Here is a 14,535-nt window from a genome sequence, read left to right on the forward strand (position 1 = left end):
GCACGTCTTGTCGCAGTTTCTGGCTGACGGGCATCGGCTCGCATTCTCGGGGGCTAACGACCTGCGCTAACCGGGGAAGAGCCCTTGCGGTTCCCCGCCGGAGGTAGGCCGGGGAGGGATTGGCCGGCGAAAAAGGCTCAGCCCATCATCACGGCGGCGACGACGCCGGCACCGAGCGCCACCACCAACAGCAGACCGACGACTGCGGTGACGAAGGACACGCCGGGCACGGTCGTGCCCTTGTCGTCGATGGGACGGCCGCGTTCATCCGTGCCGCCGCCGGCACTGGAAGGACCCACCGGCCGCGCAGCCATGGCCCGGCGCTCAGGCCCGGCAGGCGCTCCGGCCGCCTCGTCATCGGTGCCGAGGGGCGCCGCCGCCGGATCGGAGAAAGGCACCTTGTCGTGGGTCCGGCCCGCGTCGATATCGCCGCGCAGACGTTCGGTTTCGGCCATGATCGTCTCCTCGCCGCCGGACAATGGTCGGCGTCTGACGATCAACGCGTCGCGACGGGATCGGTTCGGCCGCCGGAACATCGGAGCGGCCCGGCGATTGTTGGCGGAGAGATCACGAATCGGGGGGGGTTCAGTGGCGCCGCGCGGCCTGTGGAAAGGCTATCTTAAGCTCTCGCTGGTCACCTGCCCCGTGGTGCTCGCCCCGGCCACCAGCGCGGCCGAGCGCATCCGCTTCCACACCCTCAACCGAGCGACCGGCAACCGGGTGGAAGGCGTCTATGTCGATGCCGAGACCGGCAAGACGGTTGAAGCCGACGACCAGGCACGCGGCTATGAGCGCGAGCCGGGCCGCTATGTCATTCTCGACGATGAGGATCTCGACTCGGTGGCGCTGGAGAGCAACCGCACCATCGACATCGCGACCTTCGTGCCCGCCGATACGGTGGAGTGGATCTGGTACGACACGCCGCATTTCCTCATGCCGGACGATCCCGTCGGCGAGGAGGCTTTCGCCGTCATCCGCGAGGCGATGGTCGCCACCGGCAAGGTCGGCCTGTCGCGCGTGGTGCTGCACCGGCGCGAACGGCCGGTGATGCTGGAGCCCCGGGGGCGCGGCATCGTGCTGTGGACGCTGCATTATTCCGACGAGCTGCGCCGACCGGAGGGCTATTTTGACGACATTGATGAAAAGGCCGACGGCGATCTCGTCACGTTGGTGGGCAAGCTGATCGACAAGCGCACGCAAGGCTGGGACGCCGCGCTGGTACATGATCCGCTGCAGGACAATCTCAAGCAGTTGATCGCGTCGAAGAAGAAAAGGCGCCCCTCCCGCCGCCGCGCCGCGCCCTCGGAGGAGAACGACACCCCGACCAATGTCGTCAACATCATGGATGCACTGAAGAAGAGCCTTGCCGCCGAGCGGGGCTCCAGCAGCAAGCGCGGGCGCTGAGCCTGTCAGCGCGGCGGCTCGTCGTCTTCCTCGAGCGGGCGTGCGCGGCGCGGAGGCGACGGGCTGCGCGATTCCACCAGCCGCTCCAGCGGCAGCATGGTGACGAGAAGCCCGATCGTGGTCGCCAGCGCCAGAAACACCAGGTGCCAGGAGGCGATGGCGCAGGCGACGCCGAGCGCAGCCGTCACCCACACGGCGGCAGCGGTGGTGAGGCCGTGCACTTCCAGCCGGCGACTGTCGCGCAGCACGACGCCCGCGCCGAGAAAGCCGATGCCGGTCATTACGCCCTGAACGATGCCCTGAACGACGCGGCTGGTGGCGTCGGGATGGCCTTCGATGCCTTCCACCTGTAGGGCGGACAGCGAAATGAGCGCCGCCCCCAGTCCCACCAGTCCGAGCGTGCGCATCCCGGTCGGCTTGCCGCGGAGGTCGCGGTTGATACCGACGATCATGCCGCAGGCGGCGGCTGCCATCAGCCGCAGCAGGTTCTCGATCTCCTCCGGCGTCAGCCAGAGCGCTTGCGGCAGCCTTTCCATCAGGCTTTCCTCCCCCGACCCTTGCCGGTGCGGGCCGTGGGAAGAGGTACGGCAGCGGCGCTGAAATCTGCCCAGGGGTCGGCGTCGAGATTGGCGAGCCGGGCCGGCGCCTCGGTGAGGGTGAAATGCGCGCCGCCGGTGAGCGTGTCGAGTTCGTCCCACCCTACCGGCATGGAAACGCCGGCGCCAGGCCGCGCGCGCGGGCAATAGGCCGCCACCGCCGTCGCGCCGCGCCCGTTGCGCAGATAGTCGATGAAGATGCGCCCCTTGCGGCGGGCCTTGGTGGCGACCGCGATGTAGCGGTCGGGGTTGTCGGAGGCCAGGGAGTCGGCCAGCGCCTTGGCGAAGGGCTTGGCGGTTTCCCAGCTGGCCTTCGGTTCCAGCGGCACCACCACATGCAGGCCCTTGCCGCCGGAGGTCTTGACGAAGGCCGGCAGCCCCTGCGCCTCCAGCCGGGCGCGGATTTCGCGTGCGCCGGCGACCACGCCGTCCCAACCCACGGCCTCGCCGGGGTCCAGATCGAAAATGAGCTGGTCCGGTCGCTCGATGTCGATGAGCGGCGCGCCCCAAGGGTGGACTTCGAGCGCGCCGGACTGAACGAGGGCGATCAGCCCGTCAAGGTCGTCAATATGCAGAAGCTCTTCGCCGTCCTTGTCCTTCGTGACCTTGATCGCCTTGTTCATGCCGCGCCAGGAATGCTTCTGAAAGAAGGCCTGTCCCTCGATGCCATCGGGACAGCGCAGCAGCGCCAGCGGCCGGGCGACGACGAAGGGGGCGATGAAGCGCCAGATCTCGGCATAGTAATCGGCGAGGCCTTGCTTGGTGATGCCCTCAGTCGGCCAGTAAATGCGATCGGGATGGGTCAGCTTCACCCGCGAACGCGGCGCGTCGCTTTTCGCTGCCATGGCCTCGCCCTCCACGGGTGTCTCGCGGACGATCTCGCGCGCCGGCTTGTCCTCGCGCAAGCCGCGAAAAGCGGCGTGGCGCAGATGCTGGTCGCCGGTCCAGCCGCGAAACTCCACTTCGGCGACGAGTTCGGGTGCCACGAAGGTGACGCTGCGCCGTTCCTCCGCCGTCAGTGTCTGGCCAAAGGGGCTGCGGTCGCGGGTGATCTTCGCCAGCCGGGCATGGAGATCGCGCGCCAGTTCCCGCGAGAAGCCGGTGCCGACCCGGCCGACGGACGTAAGTTTGCCCGCCTCGTAGACGCCGAGCACCAGCGAGCCGATGGCGTTTTTCTGCGCGGTCGACGGTGTGAAGCCGCCAATGACGAATTCCTGGCGGAAGGCGCATTTCGACTTCACCCACTCCTTGCCACGGCCGGGCCGATAGGGTGCGTCCGCCCGTTTCGACACCAGCCCCTCCAGGCTGAGCCGGCAAGCATGGCGCAGCATAGCATCGCCGTCCTCTGCCAGATGCTCGCTGTAGCGCAGGCCATCCCCGGCCCCGGCCAGCAATTGTTCCAACATCTCCTTGCGGCGCCGGAGCGGCTCGCCGGAGAGGTCATGTCCGTCCAGATGCAGCAGATCGAAGGCGTAATAGATGAAACGGTCCGAAGCCCCTTCCGCGAGGTCCTTCTGCAGCAGGCTGAAGTTCGACACGCCAGCGCTGTTCTCGACCACCAGTTCGCCGTCGATCAGCGCGTCCTGCGCGGGCAGCGCCTCCAGCGCCGCCACCAGAGCGGGGCCGAAACGCGGGGTCCAGTCGAGACCGGAGCGCGTGAGCAGCTTCACCCGGCCCTTGCCTTTGGCGCTCTTGTCGAGCCGCGCCTGCAGCCGGTAGCCGTCGAACTTGATCTCGTGAATCCAGCTCTTGCCCACCGGCGCCTTGGCCACCAGTGTCGCCAGCTGCGGCTCGATGAAGGCGGGCAGAGGTTCCAAACTGGTCGCCGTTTTCGCGGGAGGCGTGCGGCTTCGCGCCGCCCTGACCTTGGTCGGCGCGGGAGCTGCGGCGGCGACGGTCTCGCCTTTGGCAATGGCGTCCAAGCTGCGGCCGGTCTTCACCGACTCCGGTCGTTCTTCAAGGATATCCGGGGCGCCTTCCGGCCGGGCGGCCGCGTCTTCGGCCTTGATGAGCAGCCAATTATCCGCCTTCTCGCCCCGGCGCTGGCCCATCCGCACCAGATGCCAGCGGCCGGTGAGCTTCTCGCCGTGCAGTGCGAATTCGAGATGACCCTTCTTGTAGCCGCGCGCGGGATCGCCGATCGGCTCCCAGCTGCCGGCATCCCACAGCATGACGGTGCCGCCGCCATATTCACCCTTCGGAATGGTGCCCTCGAAGCTGCCATAGTCGAGCGGGTGGTCTTCGACATGCACGGCGAGGCGTTTCTCGCCCGGCACCAGGCTCGGCCCCTTGGTCACGGCCCAGCTCTTGAGCACGCCGTCCATTTCCAGCCGAAGGTCGTAATGCAGGCGCCGGGCGGCATGTTTCTGGACGAGATAGGCGTGGCCGGCGATGGCGCTTTCGCTGCCCTCAGGCTCCTGCGTGCGGGTGAAGTCGCGCTTGCGGCGGTAGACCTCCAGCGCCATGGCGCTCACCCGGCCTTGCGGGTGGGCGCGCGGGTGGTCTTGCGCGCGGCCGGCTTCGTCCCGGCAGTCTTGGCGGCCTGCTTACCCCCGCGGCTCTTCCGCCCCGGCGCCTTGTCACCCGAAAGCCCGGCGCTCTCGCGCAGCGCGTCGAGCAGGCTCACCACCTTGGCGGCCGGCCTCTTCGGCGGGGCGATCTTGCGGCCCTCCATCTTGGCCTTGACCAGTTCGGCCAGCGCGTCGTCATAACGGTCGTCGAAGGTCTCGGGCTGAAAGCGGCCGGACTTGGTCTCGATGATGTGGCGGGCGAGATCGAGCATTTCAGGCTCCATCTTGATCTCGGCGATGTCCTCGAAGGCCTCGTCCGCCGCGCGCACCTCGTAATCATAATGCAGCGTGGTGGCGATGATGCCCTCGTCATAGGCGCGGATCAGCAGGCTGCGCGGGCGGCGGAACAGCACGGCGCTGGCCACCGCCGCCACCTTCTTCTTGCGCAGCCCCTCGCGTATCACGGCAAAGCTCGCCTCGGAGGCGTCGTCAACGGGGCGGAGATAATAGGGACGGTCAAAATAGAGGTCGTCGACCTCGTGGCAGGGCAGGAAGCTCTCAATGGTCAGCGCCTTGTTGCCCTTTGGCGTCACCTCGGCGATCTCGTCCGGCTCCAGCACGACGAAATCGCCGGAATCGACCTCGTAGCCCTTCACCTGTTCGTCACGCTCGACGACGTCGCCGGTGTCGGCATCGACGAAGCGGCGGGAAAGGCGGTTGCCGGTTTTGCGGTTCACCATGTGCAGGCTCACCCGGTCGCTGGCGCTGACCGCTGTGTACAGCCCGACGCCGCAGACCAGCTCGCCGAGCCGCAGATAACCTTTCCATGTCGCGCGCGCGGCCATGCCTGCCTCTCTGCCCATAGGGTACGGGTACCTGGCGACTAACGCCGCGTGCGCCTGCGCGTTCCTTGGCCCGTACACAGCAAAGCGGGCGCCGCAGCGCCCGCCTGTCGACCCTCATTCGGGCAAGGTCACGCCACCTTGCGTTCGTGCCGGCCCTCGCCGATCTCCTCAATGATCTTGGCCACGAACGCCGTCAGATCGGCCGGTGAACGGCTGGTGATGATGCCCTTGTCCACCGCCACCTCACGGTCGACCCAGTTGCCGCCGGCATTCTTTACATCGGTGCGGATCGAGGCGTAGGAGGTCACGGTGCGCCCGCGCACCGCGTCCGCCTCCACCAGCAGCCACGGCCCGTGGCAGATGGCGGCCACCACCTTGCCGCTGTCGAGGAAGGCGCGAACGATGGACATCGCCTCCTTGTTGACGCGCAGCAGATCCGGGTTGATCTGGCCGCCGGGAATGACGAGCGCGTCATAGTCCTGCGGCTTCACCGCACTGAGGGCGGTTTCGGCCTCGACGCTCTCGCCCCAATCCTCGCCCTTCCAGCCGCGAATGGCCTTGCCGTCCGGGCTCGCCACTTCGACGCGGGCACCAGCGGCGCGCAGTTCGTCGCGCGGCACCATCAGTTCCGACTGTTCGAAACCGTTGGCGGAAATGATGAGGATGCGTGCTTCGGCGATCTTCGCCATGGGATGTCTCCTTGCAGTATCGTCGCCCCCAGGCCCTTCAGGGAGCGAACGTCCGCCTCCCGCCGAGGTTCCCACCAAGGCGGCCGCAGAGGCCGCTCAGCCCGCGGCCTCCTCACCCGCCTGCCAGCGCAGGCCCAGCATTTCCATGAGGCGGCCTGCATCCTCGGGGGCGTGCCTCTTGTCGGTGTTGTCGAAGAACACGAACACCTCGCGGCGGCGGTGATCCTTGGCCGGTGCGCCGGCGAAATCGCCGTCCGGCGCCGCCCTGCCCTCGGCCCAGGCGGCGATGCGGCGCGCCCACAGGGAGAGATGGTCGTCGGAATAACGCGAGCGATAGAGCTCGGTCGATCCGTGCAGGCGGCAATAGGCGAAGTCTGCGGTGAGATCCATCAGCCGCGGCCACTTCACCGTATCGGCGCAGACGAGAGCGACGCCATGTTCGCGCAGCAGCTCGACAAAGGCCGGCGTACGGAAGCTCCCATGGCGGATTTCCATCGCATGGCGCAGCGGCCGGTTGGTGTCGATATCGACGGTGGCGCGGCCGTCGACTCGCGCGTCATGGGTGCGGGCCAGCGCGGCCGCCGCCTGCATGTCCTTCGGCAGAAGGGAGAGGAAATCGGCGATCAGGGCGGGATCGAAGCGTAGCGTCGGTGGCAATTGCCAGAGCAGCGGTCCCATCTTCGCGCCGAGATTGAGCAGGCCCGAGGCGAGGAAGTTCGCCAGCGGCAGGCGCACATCACGTAGGCGCTTGGTATGGGTGATGAAGCGCGAGCCCTTCACCGCGAAGACGAAATCGTCCGGCGTCGCCTGTGCCCAGCGCTTGAAAACCTCCGGGCGCTGGAGGCCATAGCCGGCGTCGCCTGTGCCCAGCGCTTGAAAACCTCCGGGCGCTGGAGGCCATAGAAGGTGCCGTTGATCTCCAGCGCCGGGAACTGGCGGGCAGCATAGGAAAGCTCGCGCGCCTGGGTCAGCCCCTTCGGGTAGAAATGGCCGCGCCAGGGGGCATAGGTCCAGCCGGAGACGCCGATGCGGATCGCCGCGCGACGGCGGGACTGGCCGGTGCTGGGCTCTCCGGGGGCGCGTGTCTCGGACATGGGCCTACGCTCGCAAAGGTTTGTTTCGTCCCCTGCCAAGCCCCTGGCCACGCCCCCGGTTCCCCCCTTCGGCCCGGAACCAACCCGCGCCGCCTTCGTTGGCCCTCAAACCACTCATCACCGATAACAGCGACAGGAGCCATCCATGCTCGATCACCCGCGCCCGCCGTTCAAGGAACAGCAGCAGCCTATGCCTAGCCGGACCGAGGCGATGTCGCCGCGCCCCGACCATGGCGAGGAGAGCTATAAGGGCTCGGGCCGGCTGGAGGGGATGAAGGCGCTCATCACCGGCGCCGACAGCGGCATCGGTCGCGCCGTCGCCCTCGCCTATGCCCGCGAAGGTGCCGACGTGCTGATCTCCTATCTCGATGAGCACGAGGACGCGGAGGCCACCGCCGCGCTGGTGCGTGAGGCGGGCCGGCAGGCGGTGCTGGTGCCCGGCGACATCCAGCATGCCCAGCATTGCCGCGCGTTGGTGGACAAGGCGGTTGAGGCGTTCGGCCGTATCGACATCCTCGTGAACAACGCCGCCCATCAGGCGACCTTCGACGACATCGCTGACATTCCCGATGAGGAATGGGACCTGACCTTCAAGGTCAACATCCACGCGATGTTCTATCTTACCAAGGCGGCGGTGCCGCATATGAAGCCCGGCAGCGCCATCATCAACACCGCCTCGATCAATTCCGACAAGCCGAACCCCAGCCTGCTCGCCTATGCCACCACCAAGGGGGCGATCCAGAACTTCACCGCCGGCCTCGCGCAGTTGCTGGCGGAGAAGGGCATCCGCGCCAATGCGGTGGCACCGGGTCCGATCTGGACCCCGCTCATCCCCGCCACCATGCCGGCGGAGAAGGTGGCGGCGTTTGGCAAGCAGGTGCCGATGAAGCGCCCGGGCCAGCCGGCGGAACTCGCCACCGCCTATGTGATGCTGGCCGATCCGCTGTCCAGCTACGTCTCCGGCGCCACCATCGCGGTGACCGGCGGCGCGCCGATGATCTGACCCACATTCACGGAGAACAGCGCGATGCAAACGCAGGGTTCCACCGGCTCCGCCACCTATGTCTTGCGCGGCAGCGAAGGCGCGTGGCGGGTCGAGACCGACGGCGAGGCGGGAATGGCCTATGCCAGCAAGGAAGCCGCCTTCGAAGCGGCGGTCGTAGCCGCCTCGAACGCCATTCGCGACGGCTACGACGTCACCATCACGGTGCCGGGCGCGGGGGACAGCATGCTCGGCGTCGAGGACACGGGCCGGCCGGCGCCGGCTGAGGGCTGACAGAGCGGCGCGACGGCGGGGTGCGGGCGCGCCTCACCTCAACGGAAAGGTCTGGCAATGGAGATCATGTTCGGAATCGGCGTGTTGCTGCTGCTCGGCGCCCTCGCCTACGCAATGAACCAGTCCAAGCGGCGCCGGCAGGCGAAGGATATCGAGCTTCCCGAGGAGAAGGTCGACCGCAAGAGCCCGCTTTAGGAGGAGGCCATCTCGCGCCCGGCCGGGCCGCGCGAACGTGCGAGCAAGGCGTCGAGTGCCTGGAAATCGGCGAGCGCGGCGGCTTTCTCGCGCGGCGTGAGCACAGCCAGCGCGACTTCGAGACTCTCTGCATCCGCGATCTTTGCCACGGCGATGAGCCGTTCCGGCGCATAGTCGCCGCGCCGCCTCTCGCCATCGGTCAACTGGGCGCGGTGGAAGGCGAGAAGCTGCGGCGCGGCCGCGAGACGGGCAACGGCTTCCGTGGGAGCGGCGAGCGTGCCGGCTCGCCGCAATTCTTGCGCGCGCCGCAGCACCGCCGGCGGCGCGCGCTCCTCGGGCGTGCGGAACAAGGCCGCCAGGGAGGCCCGCGCGCCGCCGGTCCACAGTACCAGCGGAATGGCGAGGGCGAGGCCGACCACGACGGGGGTCATCCAGAGAAACAGCGGCAGCGAAATGCTGAGCGCGGCGGCGCCCAGCAGCCATCCCGCCAAGGTGTGAGGCAGGAAGAACCGCACCACCGAGCCGGTGTCGATGCGGTCATCGTCGCGGCGCTGCGGCTGCCAGCCGCCATCGCGCCCGGCCAATATGCCCATCACCGCCATGGACTGGGTGAACATCGTCACGGGAGCGAGCAGGCCGGAGATCAGCGTCTCCATCAGGAGGCTGGCCAAAGTGAGCGCCCCGCCGCCGAAGCCGCGCCGCTCGGTGCGGGAAACGATGAGAGCGCCATAGGCGAACAGTTTCGGCAGCAGCAGCACCGCCATGGTACCGATGAACACCTGAACGGCCCGCACCGGATCCTGCGCCGGCCACGCCGGAAACAGCGAAAAGCCGGAAGGGAAATAGTCGGGCGTGACGAAGCGCGCCTGCAGGGCCGTCGCCAGCCCCGCCAGGAGCATCACTAGCCAAAGCGGCGCGGTGAGATAGGAGCCGATGCCGGTGAGAAGATGCAGCCGGCTCACCGGATGCAGCCCCCGCGCCGGCAGAACGGCTATGTGCTGGAGATTGCCCTGGCACCAGCGCCGGTCGCGCACCGCGAGATCGGTCAGCGTCGGCGGTCCCTCTTCATAGGAGCCCTCCAGCCAGGGAACCATGTGCATGCCCCAGCCCCGCCGGCGCATCAGCGCCGCCTCGATGAAATCATGGCTGAGGATATGGCCGCCGAAAGGCTTGGGACCCCACAGTTCCGGCAGCCCCGCACCCTCGGCGAAGGCGCGGGTGCGGATCATGGCGTTATGGCCCCAGTAATTGCTCTCCGGCCCGCTCCAGCTGGCGAGACCATGGGCGATGAGCGGGCCGTACAGCCTCCCGGCGAATTGCTGCAGCCGGGCGAACAGGGTTCGTCCGCCGACGATGACCGGCAGGGTCTGGATCAGCCCCGCGCGCGGATTGGTCTCTATCGCGGCGGCGAGGCGCACAATGCACGCGCCGGTCATCACGCTGTCGGCGTCGAGAATAAGGAAGCTCTCATAGGCGCCGCCGAAGCGGGTCACCCATTCCGCGATATTCCCCGCCTTGCGCCCGGTGTTGCGCGGGCGGCGGCGATAGAACAGGCCGCCGGCGCGGCCCCACCGTGTACGTAGCGCCAGAAAGCCCGCTTCCTCGGCGACCCAGACATCGGGATCGGTGGTGTCGCTGAGGATGAACACATCGAATTGCGCTCCGGCGCCTGTGGTGTCGAGCGACTCACAGGTCGCTTCCAGCCCGGCCAACACGCGGCCGGGGTCCTCATTATAGATCGGCAGCAGCAGCGCATGGCGCACGCTCAGCGCTGGCAACGGCCCCTCCGCGGCGATGCCAAGATACCCGTCCGCGCGACGCAGGAGGCTGGCGAGGCCAAGCACCGCATTGGTGAAGGCAAAGCCGATCCAGGCGAACAGCAGCACGAACAGGCAGAGCACGAGATACTCGAGCAGGGTGACGCCGCCGACATCCAGCACAAGATACATCTCATGCGCCGCCAGCACGGTCAGTGCCGCTGTGCCGCCGATGACAAAGGCGCGGCGGAGAAACAGCCCCAGCGTGCGCGGCCCGGGCGCCGGGGAGCGCGGCACCCGGCCGAGCGGCTGCACGGGCATGGCCAGCGGCGTTTCGGTGGGCAATGCCCGCGCTGTATCAACGCCGGCAGCACACGTCATCGCGCGCGGGGCGGGCCGGCTCACGCCGTCCACCGATAGACCCAGGTTTCGGCCAAACGTTCCTCGCCGCGCAGCAGATCAGCGCGCAGTTCGGCCAATGTGGCTCCGCGCGGTTCCAGCACGAAGGAGATGCGCCAGCCGCCGGTCTCGGGATTGGGCTGCAACACCACATCGCGGATCTCGCCGCTGCCGGCGGTGACACGCGCGGCGAGATTCTCCTTCGGCAGGTCCTTCACCTTGTCGCCGACCACGTCGAGCACAAACAGCCGCCGGTCGCCATTGCCGCCGACGCGGGTGGCAACAAACCGGCCGACATCCGAACGGTCCGGGCCGGACCAGCCCCAGTGCAGGCGGTAGGTGGTGCTGTATTCCCGCCCCTTGCGCAGCGGCTCGCGCGGGCGCCAGAAGGCGACGATGTTGTCGTGCACCTCTTCAGGTGTGGGAATTTCGATCAGTATCACCGAGCCGTCGCCCCAGTCGCCGATCGGTTCGACCCAGACGCTCGGCCGGCGCTCATAGCGCGCTTCAAGGTCCTGATAGTCGAAGAAGGAGCGCTGGCGCTGCATAAGGCCGAAGCCCCGGAGATCGGATACGGCGAAGGAGGAAATCTGCAGCCGCTGCGGATTGGAGAGCGGCCGCCAGAGCCGCTCGCCGCTGCCGGTGACAATGGAGAGGCCGTTGGCGTCGCACACCATGGGGCGGAAATCGTCGACGCCGGCCCGGTCATTGGGGCCGAACATGAACATGCTGGTGAGCGCGCCAATGCCGACCTGATCGATGTCGACGCGCGGATAGACCGTCATCTCCACGGACATCAGCGTTTCGTCGCCGGGGCGGATGGTGAAGCGGTGCGCGGCGGTCGCGCTTGGGCTGTCGAGCAGGGCATGAACCACCAGCGAGTCGACGCCGGGGCGGGGCCTTTCCAGCCAGAAGGCGCGGAACGCGGGAAATTCCTCGCCGCCGGCATCGCCGGTCTTCACCGCCAGCCCGCGCGCCGAGGAGCCGTAGCCCTGCCCCTTGCCGACGGCACGGAAATAGCTCGCGCCTTGAAAGGCGGCGATCTCGTCGAAATAATCCGGGCGGTTGATCGGCCCATGCAGGCGGAAGCCGGAAAAGCCGAGATCCGTCCGGTCCGGCGGCTGCGGCACGCCATGCTCGAAGCGGAACATGCCCGGGTCGTAGGGGATGCGATGCGCCTTCCCCTCGGCCACCTGGTACACATCCACACGGTCGCGGAACAGGAAGCCCCGGTGAAAGAGCTGGGCCTGAAATCCCGTCCCCTCCGTGCGCCACAGCGTCCGCTCAGCATTGAAGCGGATGTTGCGGTAGTCATCATAGCCGAGATTATCGAGCGCTCGCGGCATGCGCCCGTCGGCGGGCTGGTAAGGCTTGGCCGCCATCTCGCGCGCCAGTTGGCGGACGGTCTGCGCGTCGAACGGAGCGACCTGATCCTCCTCATCCGACAACGCCTCGCTGATGCCAAGGCGGGTGAACGGCACCGGCGCCATCGCCAGGAGCCCCAGTCCCAGCAACAGGTTTCGTCGATGCATGCCTGACCTCGCGCGTTCCAGGGCGGCACGCCCTTCCCGCCGAGACAAGTGCCGACGGCGCCAAGGGTTCCCGGATTTGTGCGGTGCGGCAGATTTACGCGGACGGGTGGCGGCGAAGGCGCATGCCTTTCCGCAGGAGGCCGAACGGCAGAGCCGCCGTCCCGATCACGGCTCAGTCGCGCGAAGAAGCCTTGGCGGTATCCTCGACCTCCACCTCCGGACGGTCGCCGCCCTGCGCGACCTCCTCATGCCAGCGCCCTCTGCGATCCTGATAGGCGATGGGCCGGGTCTCGCCGGAGATGGACTGCCGTGCAGCCGCGTCGCGCGCGGCGGCAAGCGCCGCGTCATGGGTGGGATGGGTTTCCGAAAAGACATCGCCGAGCTTGTAGGCCCAGCCGCCGTCATGCTCGACGATCTCGTAGCGAATATGGCTCATGGATGATCCTCCCGCAGCCTAACCCTGGAGCCGGGCGCCGGGTTCCGGCTGGCCCCCATCCATGACCCGGAGAGCGATCGCGGTCTTGCCGTTTGCCACGGTTTCGCCAGTGTCAGTTCGGAAAGCGCAGAATGCGCCGGAGTCGTGCAAATTCATCCGCGGAGAACTTACGTCGCATCGCACGGATGCAGCGAGGATCATAAGGATCGTTCAGGCTCCAAGGCGTGAACCTCACTCCTGCGGAGCGGAGGGTTTTGTCGATCGTCTCCATTCCATCGAGCCAAGAGCCACGAACCGGCTTCACATAGGTGGGGTAGGCTACGGTGCGGTCGGCCAATGTAACCCGGTAGATCATCGAATTATCAGTGCGGCCCTTTCGGGAATAATGGCTGCAGCCCGTCTCGACATAAGCCGCGGACGCCCAAGGGTGGAGACGCGGCGTGCTCCACGGGAAAAGGGGCGAGACATAATAGCCCTCCGGCGTGAACACCTCGAAAGCCCGCACCTCCCACATCGCGACCGGCACGCTCAACGCGAGAAACAGGCCACCTGTCGCCATGAGAAACCAGGCCGGCATGAACACGAAGCGGCGCACAAAGCGCGCGGGGTCGGTCTCACCCGCGAGCCGCGCCAACATCCTACCTAGCAGCCATCGCGAAAAACGTTTCTGCTTAAGCTTCGTGATAAAGGCGATGAAAACAGTGGACCGCCATGACGCGGGTGACAGGGCGGCAAACATCCCAAGCGCGACGGAAATCAGGAAAGCACCGAATAGCGCGGGAATAAGTGGGGCGGAGAAATCATACGCGTACAAAAGGCCGTCCATATGAACGGCGATATCAAGCACATCGGGTCGCGTCGCAGCCTCAATACGTCTCGCAAATATGATCAAAGTCGCAGAAAAAATGACAGCAAGAAATACCGCCACAAGCCCCACGGCGGCATCAAGCGAACCGACTCGGTTGTAGCTCAAGACATGGTCGACCACTGGTGCAGAAACGCCCTCCTGCGCCAAGGCAGCCCGGCTGTCTTCCCGCGCACCGACTTCCAAACCGGCCTCCTGCCCGCCCATGGAGATGCCTTCGCCCCGCGCGTACGCTTTCACGCGGAGTAGCAAACGCCCTTGCACGCATGGAGCGTAACCTGATGACGTTGTCGAGGCGAACCGTCATGATCTTTTTCGCCACACCCGCGCGGCGCGGTCGAGGAGAACGGGCGCCGCGTTGTGCCGCGTTGCGGCCGCTGACCTCCACCGCTCTTTGCATCGGCCTCGCTCTGATGCTCGCCGCCCCGCTGATGGCGACGGCGCAGGCGACCCCGCCCGGGGCCTGCAAGAGCTTTCATTACGCCGTCGAACGCCAGCGTTTGGACGACCTCCTGCGCGCCGAAGGCGCCCCGTCCGGGGAACGATCCTTCCTCCTCGTAGGCGCGGACAGGAGGTTAAGGGAGATACGGCCAGCAGAGCTCAATCCGGCCGGACGTGCCTGCGGCGTGGAAGCGGTGCGCGCGATGGTCTTCGGCTGCGTTAACGCGACCCTGCCCGACCTGCTGCGCGCCCTGCCCGCGCCGGACAACCCCTTCGCGGGAACGCTTTGGGAGCGAAGCGGCCTCCCCAACCGAGCGGGCGCCTTCGTCGCCATGTTCCACGCCTGCCGTGGGGCCGCCGCCGAGAGCTTTAAAATCACGCCGTGACCGCACCGGGCCGCACGGCCAGGCCTGTCCACGCCCCATTTCTGCAACTCGTTCGCAGTTGCAAATCCCGATGCGCGCCCTAATATGATTTTGCAACTCATTCGCAAGAG

14 protein-coding genes and 1 pseudogene are annotated in these 14,535 nt (G+C 67.3%); 5 read left to right on the plus strand and 10 right to left on the minus strand.

The features are described from left to right. Positions 1-137: 137 nt before the first annotated feature. The gene (locus tag ACP2AH_RS13955) at positions 138-455 is read right to left on the minus strand and encodes a hypothetical protein (RefSeq protein ID WP_425106354.1); all 318 of its coding nucleotides are present in this window, start codon (positions 453-455) and stop codon (positions 138-140) included. A 133-nt stretch (positions 456-588) separates the two neighbouring features. Between ACP2AH_RS13955 and ACP2AH_RS13960 the strand changes: the two genes are divergently transcribed. Next, positions 589-1,404 (plus strand): Ku protein, encoded by an 816-nt coding sequence (locus ACP2AH_RS13960; protein WP_425106355.1) that lies wholly within the window; start codon positions 589-591, stop codon positions 1,402-1,404. A gap of 5 nt (positions 1,405-1,409) precedes the next feature. Here the strand turns inward: ACP2AH_RS13960 and ACP2AH_RS13965 are convergent, their stop codons facing one another. The 5 genes and pseudogenes from ACP2AH_RS13965 to ACP2AH_RS13985 form a co-directional block, all read right to left on the minus strand. Then, the gene (locus ACP2AH_RS13965) at positions 1,410-1,940 is read right to left on the minus strand and encodes an MgtC/SapB family protein (protein WP_425106356.1); all 531 of its coding nucleotides are present in this window, start codon (positions 1,938-1,940) and stop codon (positions 1,410-1,412) included. Next, entirely contained in the window at positions 1,940-4,465 is a 2,526-nt protein-coding gene (ligD, locus tag ACP2AH_RS13970; RefSeq protein ID WP_425106357.1) for a DNA ligase D, read from the minus strand. Before ligD ends, ACP2AH_RS13965 begins: the two co-directional genes overlap by 1 nt. 5 nt (positions 4,466-4,470) lie before the next feature. Next, on the minus strand, positions 4,471-5,355 hold the full coding sequence (locus ACP2AH_RS13975; RefSeq protein WP_425106358.1) for a Ku protein: 885 nt from the start codon (positions 5,353-5,355) through the stop codon (positions 4,471-4,473). A gap of 128 nt (positions 5,356-5,483) precedes the next feature. Beyond that, positions 5,484-6,044, minus strand: coding sequence for a type 1 glutamine amidotransferase domain-containing protein (locus ACP2AH_RS13980; protein WP_425106359.1), 561 nt, complete (start codon positions 6,042-6,044; stop codon positions 5,484-5,486). A 96-nt stretch (positions 6,045-6,140) separates the two neighbouring features. Then, positions 6,141-7,138, minus strand: a pseudogene (locus ACP2AH_RS13985) (DUF72 domain-containing protein). A 145-nt stretch (positions 7,139-7,283) separates the two neighbouring features. Here ACP2AH_RS13985 and ACP2AH_RS13990 point away from each other — a divergent pair. The 3 genes from ACP2AH_RS13990 to ACP2AH_RS14000 are packed head-to-tail and all read left to right on the plus strand — an operon-like array spanning position 7,284 to position 8,609. Further along, the gene (locus ACP2AH_RS13990; protein WP_425106360.1) at positions 7,284-8,141 is read left to right on the plus strand and encodes a glucose 1-dehydrogenase; all 858 of its coding nucleotides are present in this window, start codon (positions 7,284-7,286) and stop codon (positions 8,139-8,141) included. Positions 8,142-8,165: 24 nt separating this feature from the next. Beyond that, on the plus strand, positions 8,166-8,414 hold the full coding sequence (locus ACP2AH_RS13995; RefSeq protein WP_425106361.1) for a hypothetical protein: 249 nt from the start codon (positions 8,166-8,168) through the stop codon (positions 8,412-8,414). A 57-nt stretch (positions 8,415-8,471) separates the two neighbouring features. After that, positions 8,472-8,609, plus strand: a complete 138-nt coding sequence (locus tag ACP2AH_RS14000) for a hypothetical protein (RefSeq protein WP_307019365.1) — start codon at positions 8,472-8,474, stop codon at positions 8,607-8,609. Here the strand turns inward: ACP2AH_RS14000 and mdoH are convergent. The 4 genes from mdoH to ACP2AH_RS14020 all read right to left on the minus strand — a co-directional run bounded on the left by mdoH (position 8,606) and on the right by ACP2AH_RS14020 (position 13,805). Continuing rightward, entirely contained in the window at positions 8,606-10,711 is a 2,106-nt protein-coding gene (gene mdoH, locus ACP2AH_RS14005; protein ID WP_425106362.1) for a glucans biosynthesis glucosyltransferase MdoH, read from the minus strand. The two genes, ACP2AH_RS14000 and mdoH, sit on opposite strands and share 4 nt — an antisense overlap. Before the next feature lie 56 nt (positions 10,712-10,767). Next, entirely contained in the window at positions 10,768-12,297 is a 1,530-nt protein-coding gene (locus tag ACP2AH_RS14010) for a glucan biosynthesis protein (protein WP_425106363.1), read from the minus strand. Positions 12,298-12,469: 172 nt separating this feature from the next. Continuing rightward, positions 12,470-12,733, minus strand: a complete 264-nt coding sequence (locus ACP2AH_RS14015) for a DUF2188 domain-containing protein (RefSeq protein WP_425106364.1) — start codon at positions 12,731-12,733, stop codon at positions 12,470-12,472. Positions 12,734-12,845: 112 nt separating this feature from the next. Next, positions 12,846-13,805 (minus strand): hypothetical protein, encoded by a 960-nt coding sequence (locus tag ACP2AH_RS14020; protein ID WP_425106365.1) that lies wholly within the window; start codon positions 13,803-13,805, stop codon positions 12,846-12,848. Between the two features lie 98 nt (positions 13,806-13,903). Between ACP2AH_RS14020 and ACP2AH_RS14025 the strand changes: the two genes are divergently transcribed. After that, positions 13,904-14,425, plus strand: a complete 522-nt coding sequence (locus tag ACP2AH_RS14025) for a hypothetical protein (protein ID WP_425106366.1) — start codon at positions 13,904-13,906, stop codon at positions 14,423-14,425. Positions 14,426-14,535 lie beyond the last annotated feature (110 nt).

Source organism: Ancylobacter sp., from assembly GCF_965249975.1.
In the GTDB taxonomy this organism is placed as follows: domain Bacteria; phylum Pseudomonadota; class Alphaproteobacteria; order Rhizobiales; family Xanthobacteraceae; genus Ancylobacter.

Excerpts from the sequence above, each read along its gene's own strand:
- ACP2AH_RS13955 (WP_425106354.1), bottom strand. The coding sequence starts at position 455 with ATGGCCGAAACCGAACGTCTGCGCGGCGATATCGACGCGGGCCGGACC.
- ACP2AH_RS13965 (WP_425106356.1), bottom strand. The coding sequence starts at position 1,940 with ATGGAAAGGCTGCCGCAAGCGCTCTGGCTGACGCCGGAGGAGATCGAG.
- ligD (WP_425106357.1), bottom strand. The coding sequence starts at position 4,465 with ATGGCGCTGGAGGTCTACCGCCGCAAGCGCGACTTCACCCGCACGCAG.
- ACP2AH_RS13975 (WP_425106358.1), bottom strand. The coding sequence starts at position 5,355 with ATGGCCGCGCGCGCGACATGGAAAGGTTATCTGCGGCTCGGCGAGCTG.
- ACP2AH_RS13980 (WP_425106359.1), bottom strand. The coding sequence starts at position 6,044 with ATGGCGAAGATCGCCGAAGCACGCATCCTCATCATTTCCGCCAACGGT.
- ACP2AH_RS13990 (WP_425106360.1), top strand. The coding sequence starts at position 7,284 with ATGCTCGATCACCCGCGCCCGCCGTTCAAGGAACAGCAGCAGCCTATG.
- ACP2AH_RS13995 (WP_425106361.1), top strand. The coding sequence starts at position 8,166 with ATGCAAACGCAGGGTTCCACCGGCTCCGCCACCTATGTCTTGCGCGGC.
- ACP2AH_RS14000 (WP_307019365.1), top strand. The coding sequence starts at position 8,472 with ATGGAGATCATGTTCGGAATCGGCGTGTTGCTGCTGCTCGGCGCCCTC.
- ACP2AH_RS14010 (WP_425106363.1), bottom strand. The coding sequence starts at position 12,297 with ATGCATCGACGAAACCTGTTGCTGGGACTGGGGCTCCTGGCGATGGCG.
- ACP2AH_RS14015 (WP_425106364.1), bottom strand. The coding sequence starts at position 12,733 with ATGAGCCATATTCGCTACGAGATCGTCGAGCATGACGGCGGCTGGGCC.
- ACP2AH_RS14020 (WP_425106365.1), bottom strand. The coding sequence starts at position 13,805 with ATGGGCGGGCAGGAGGCCGGTTTGGAAGTCGGTGCGCGGGAAGACAGC.
- ACP2AH_RS14025 (WP_425106366.1), top strand. The coding sequence starts at position 13,904 with ATGATCTTTTTCGCCACACCCGCGCGGCGCGGTCGAGGAGAACGGGCG.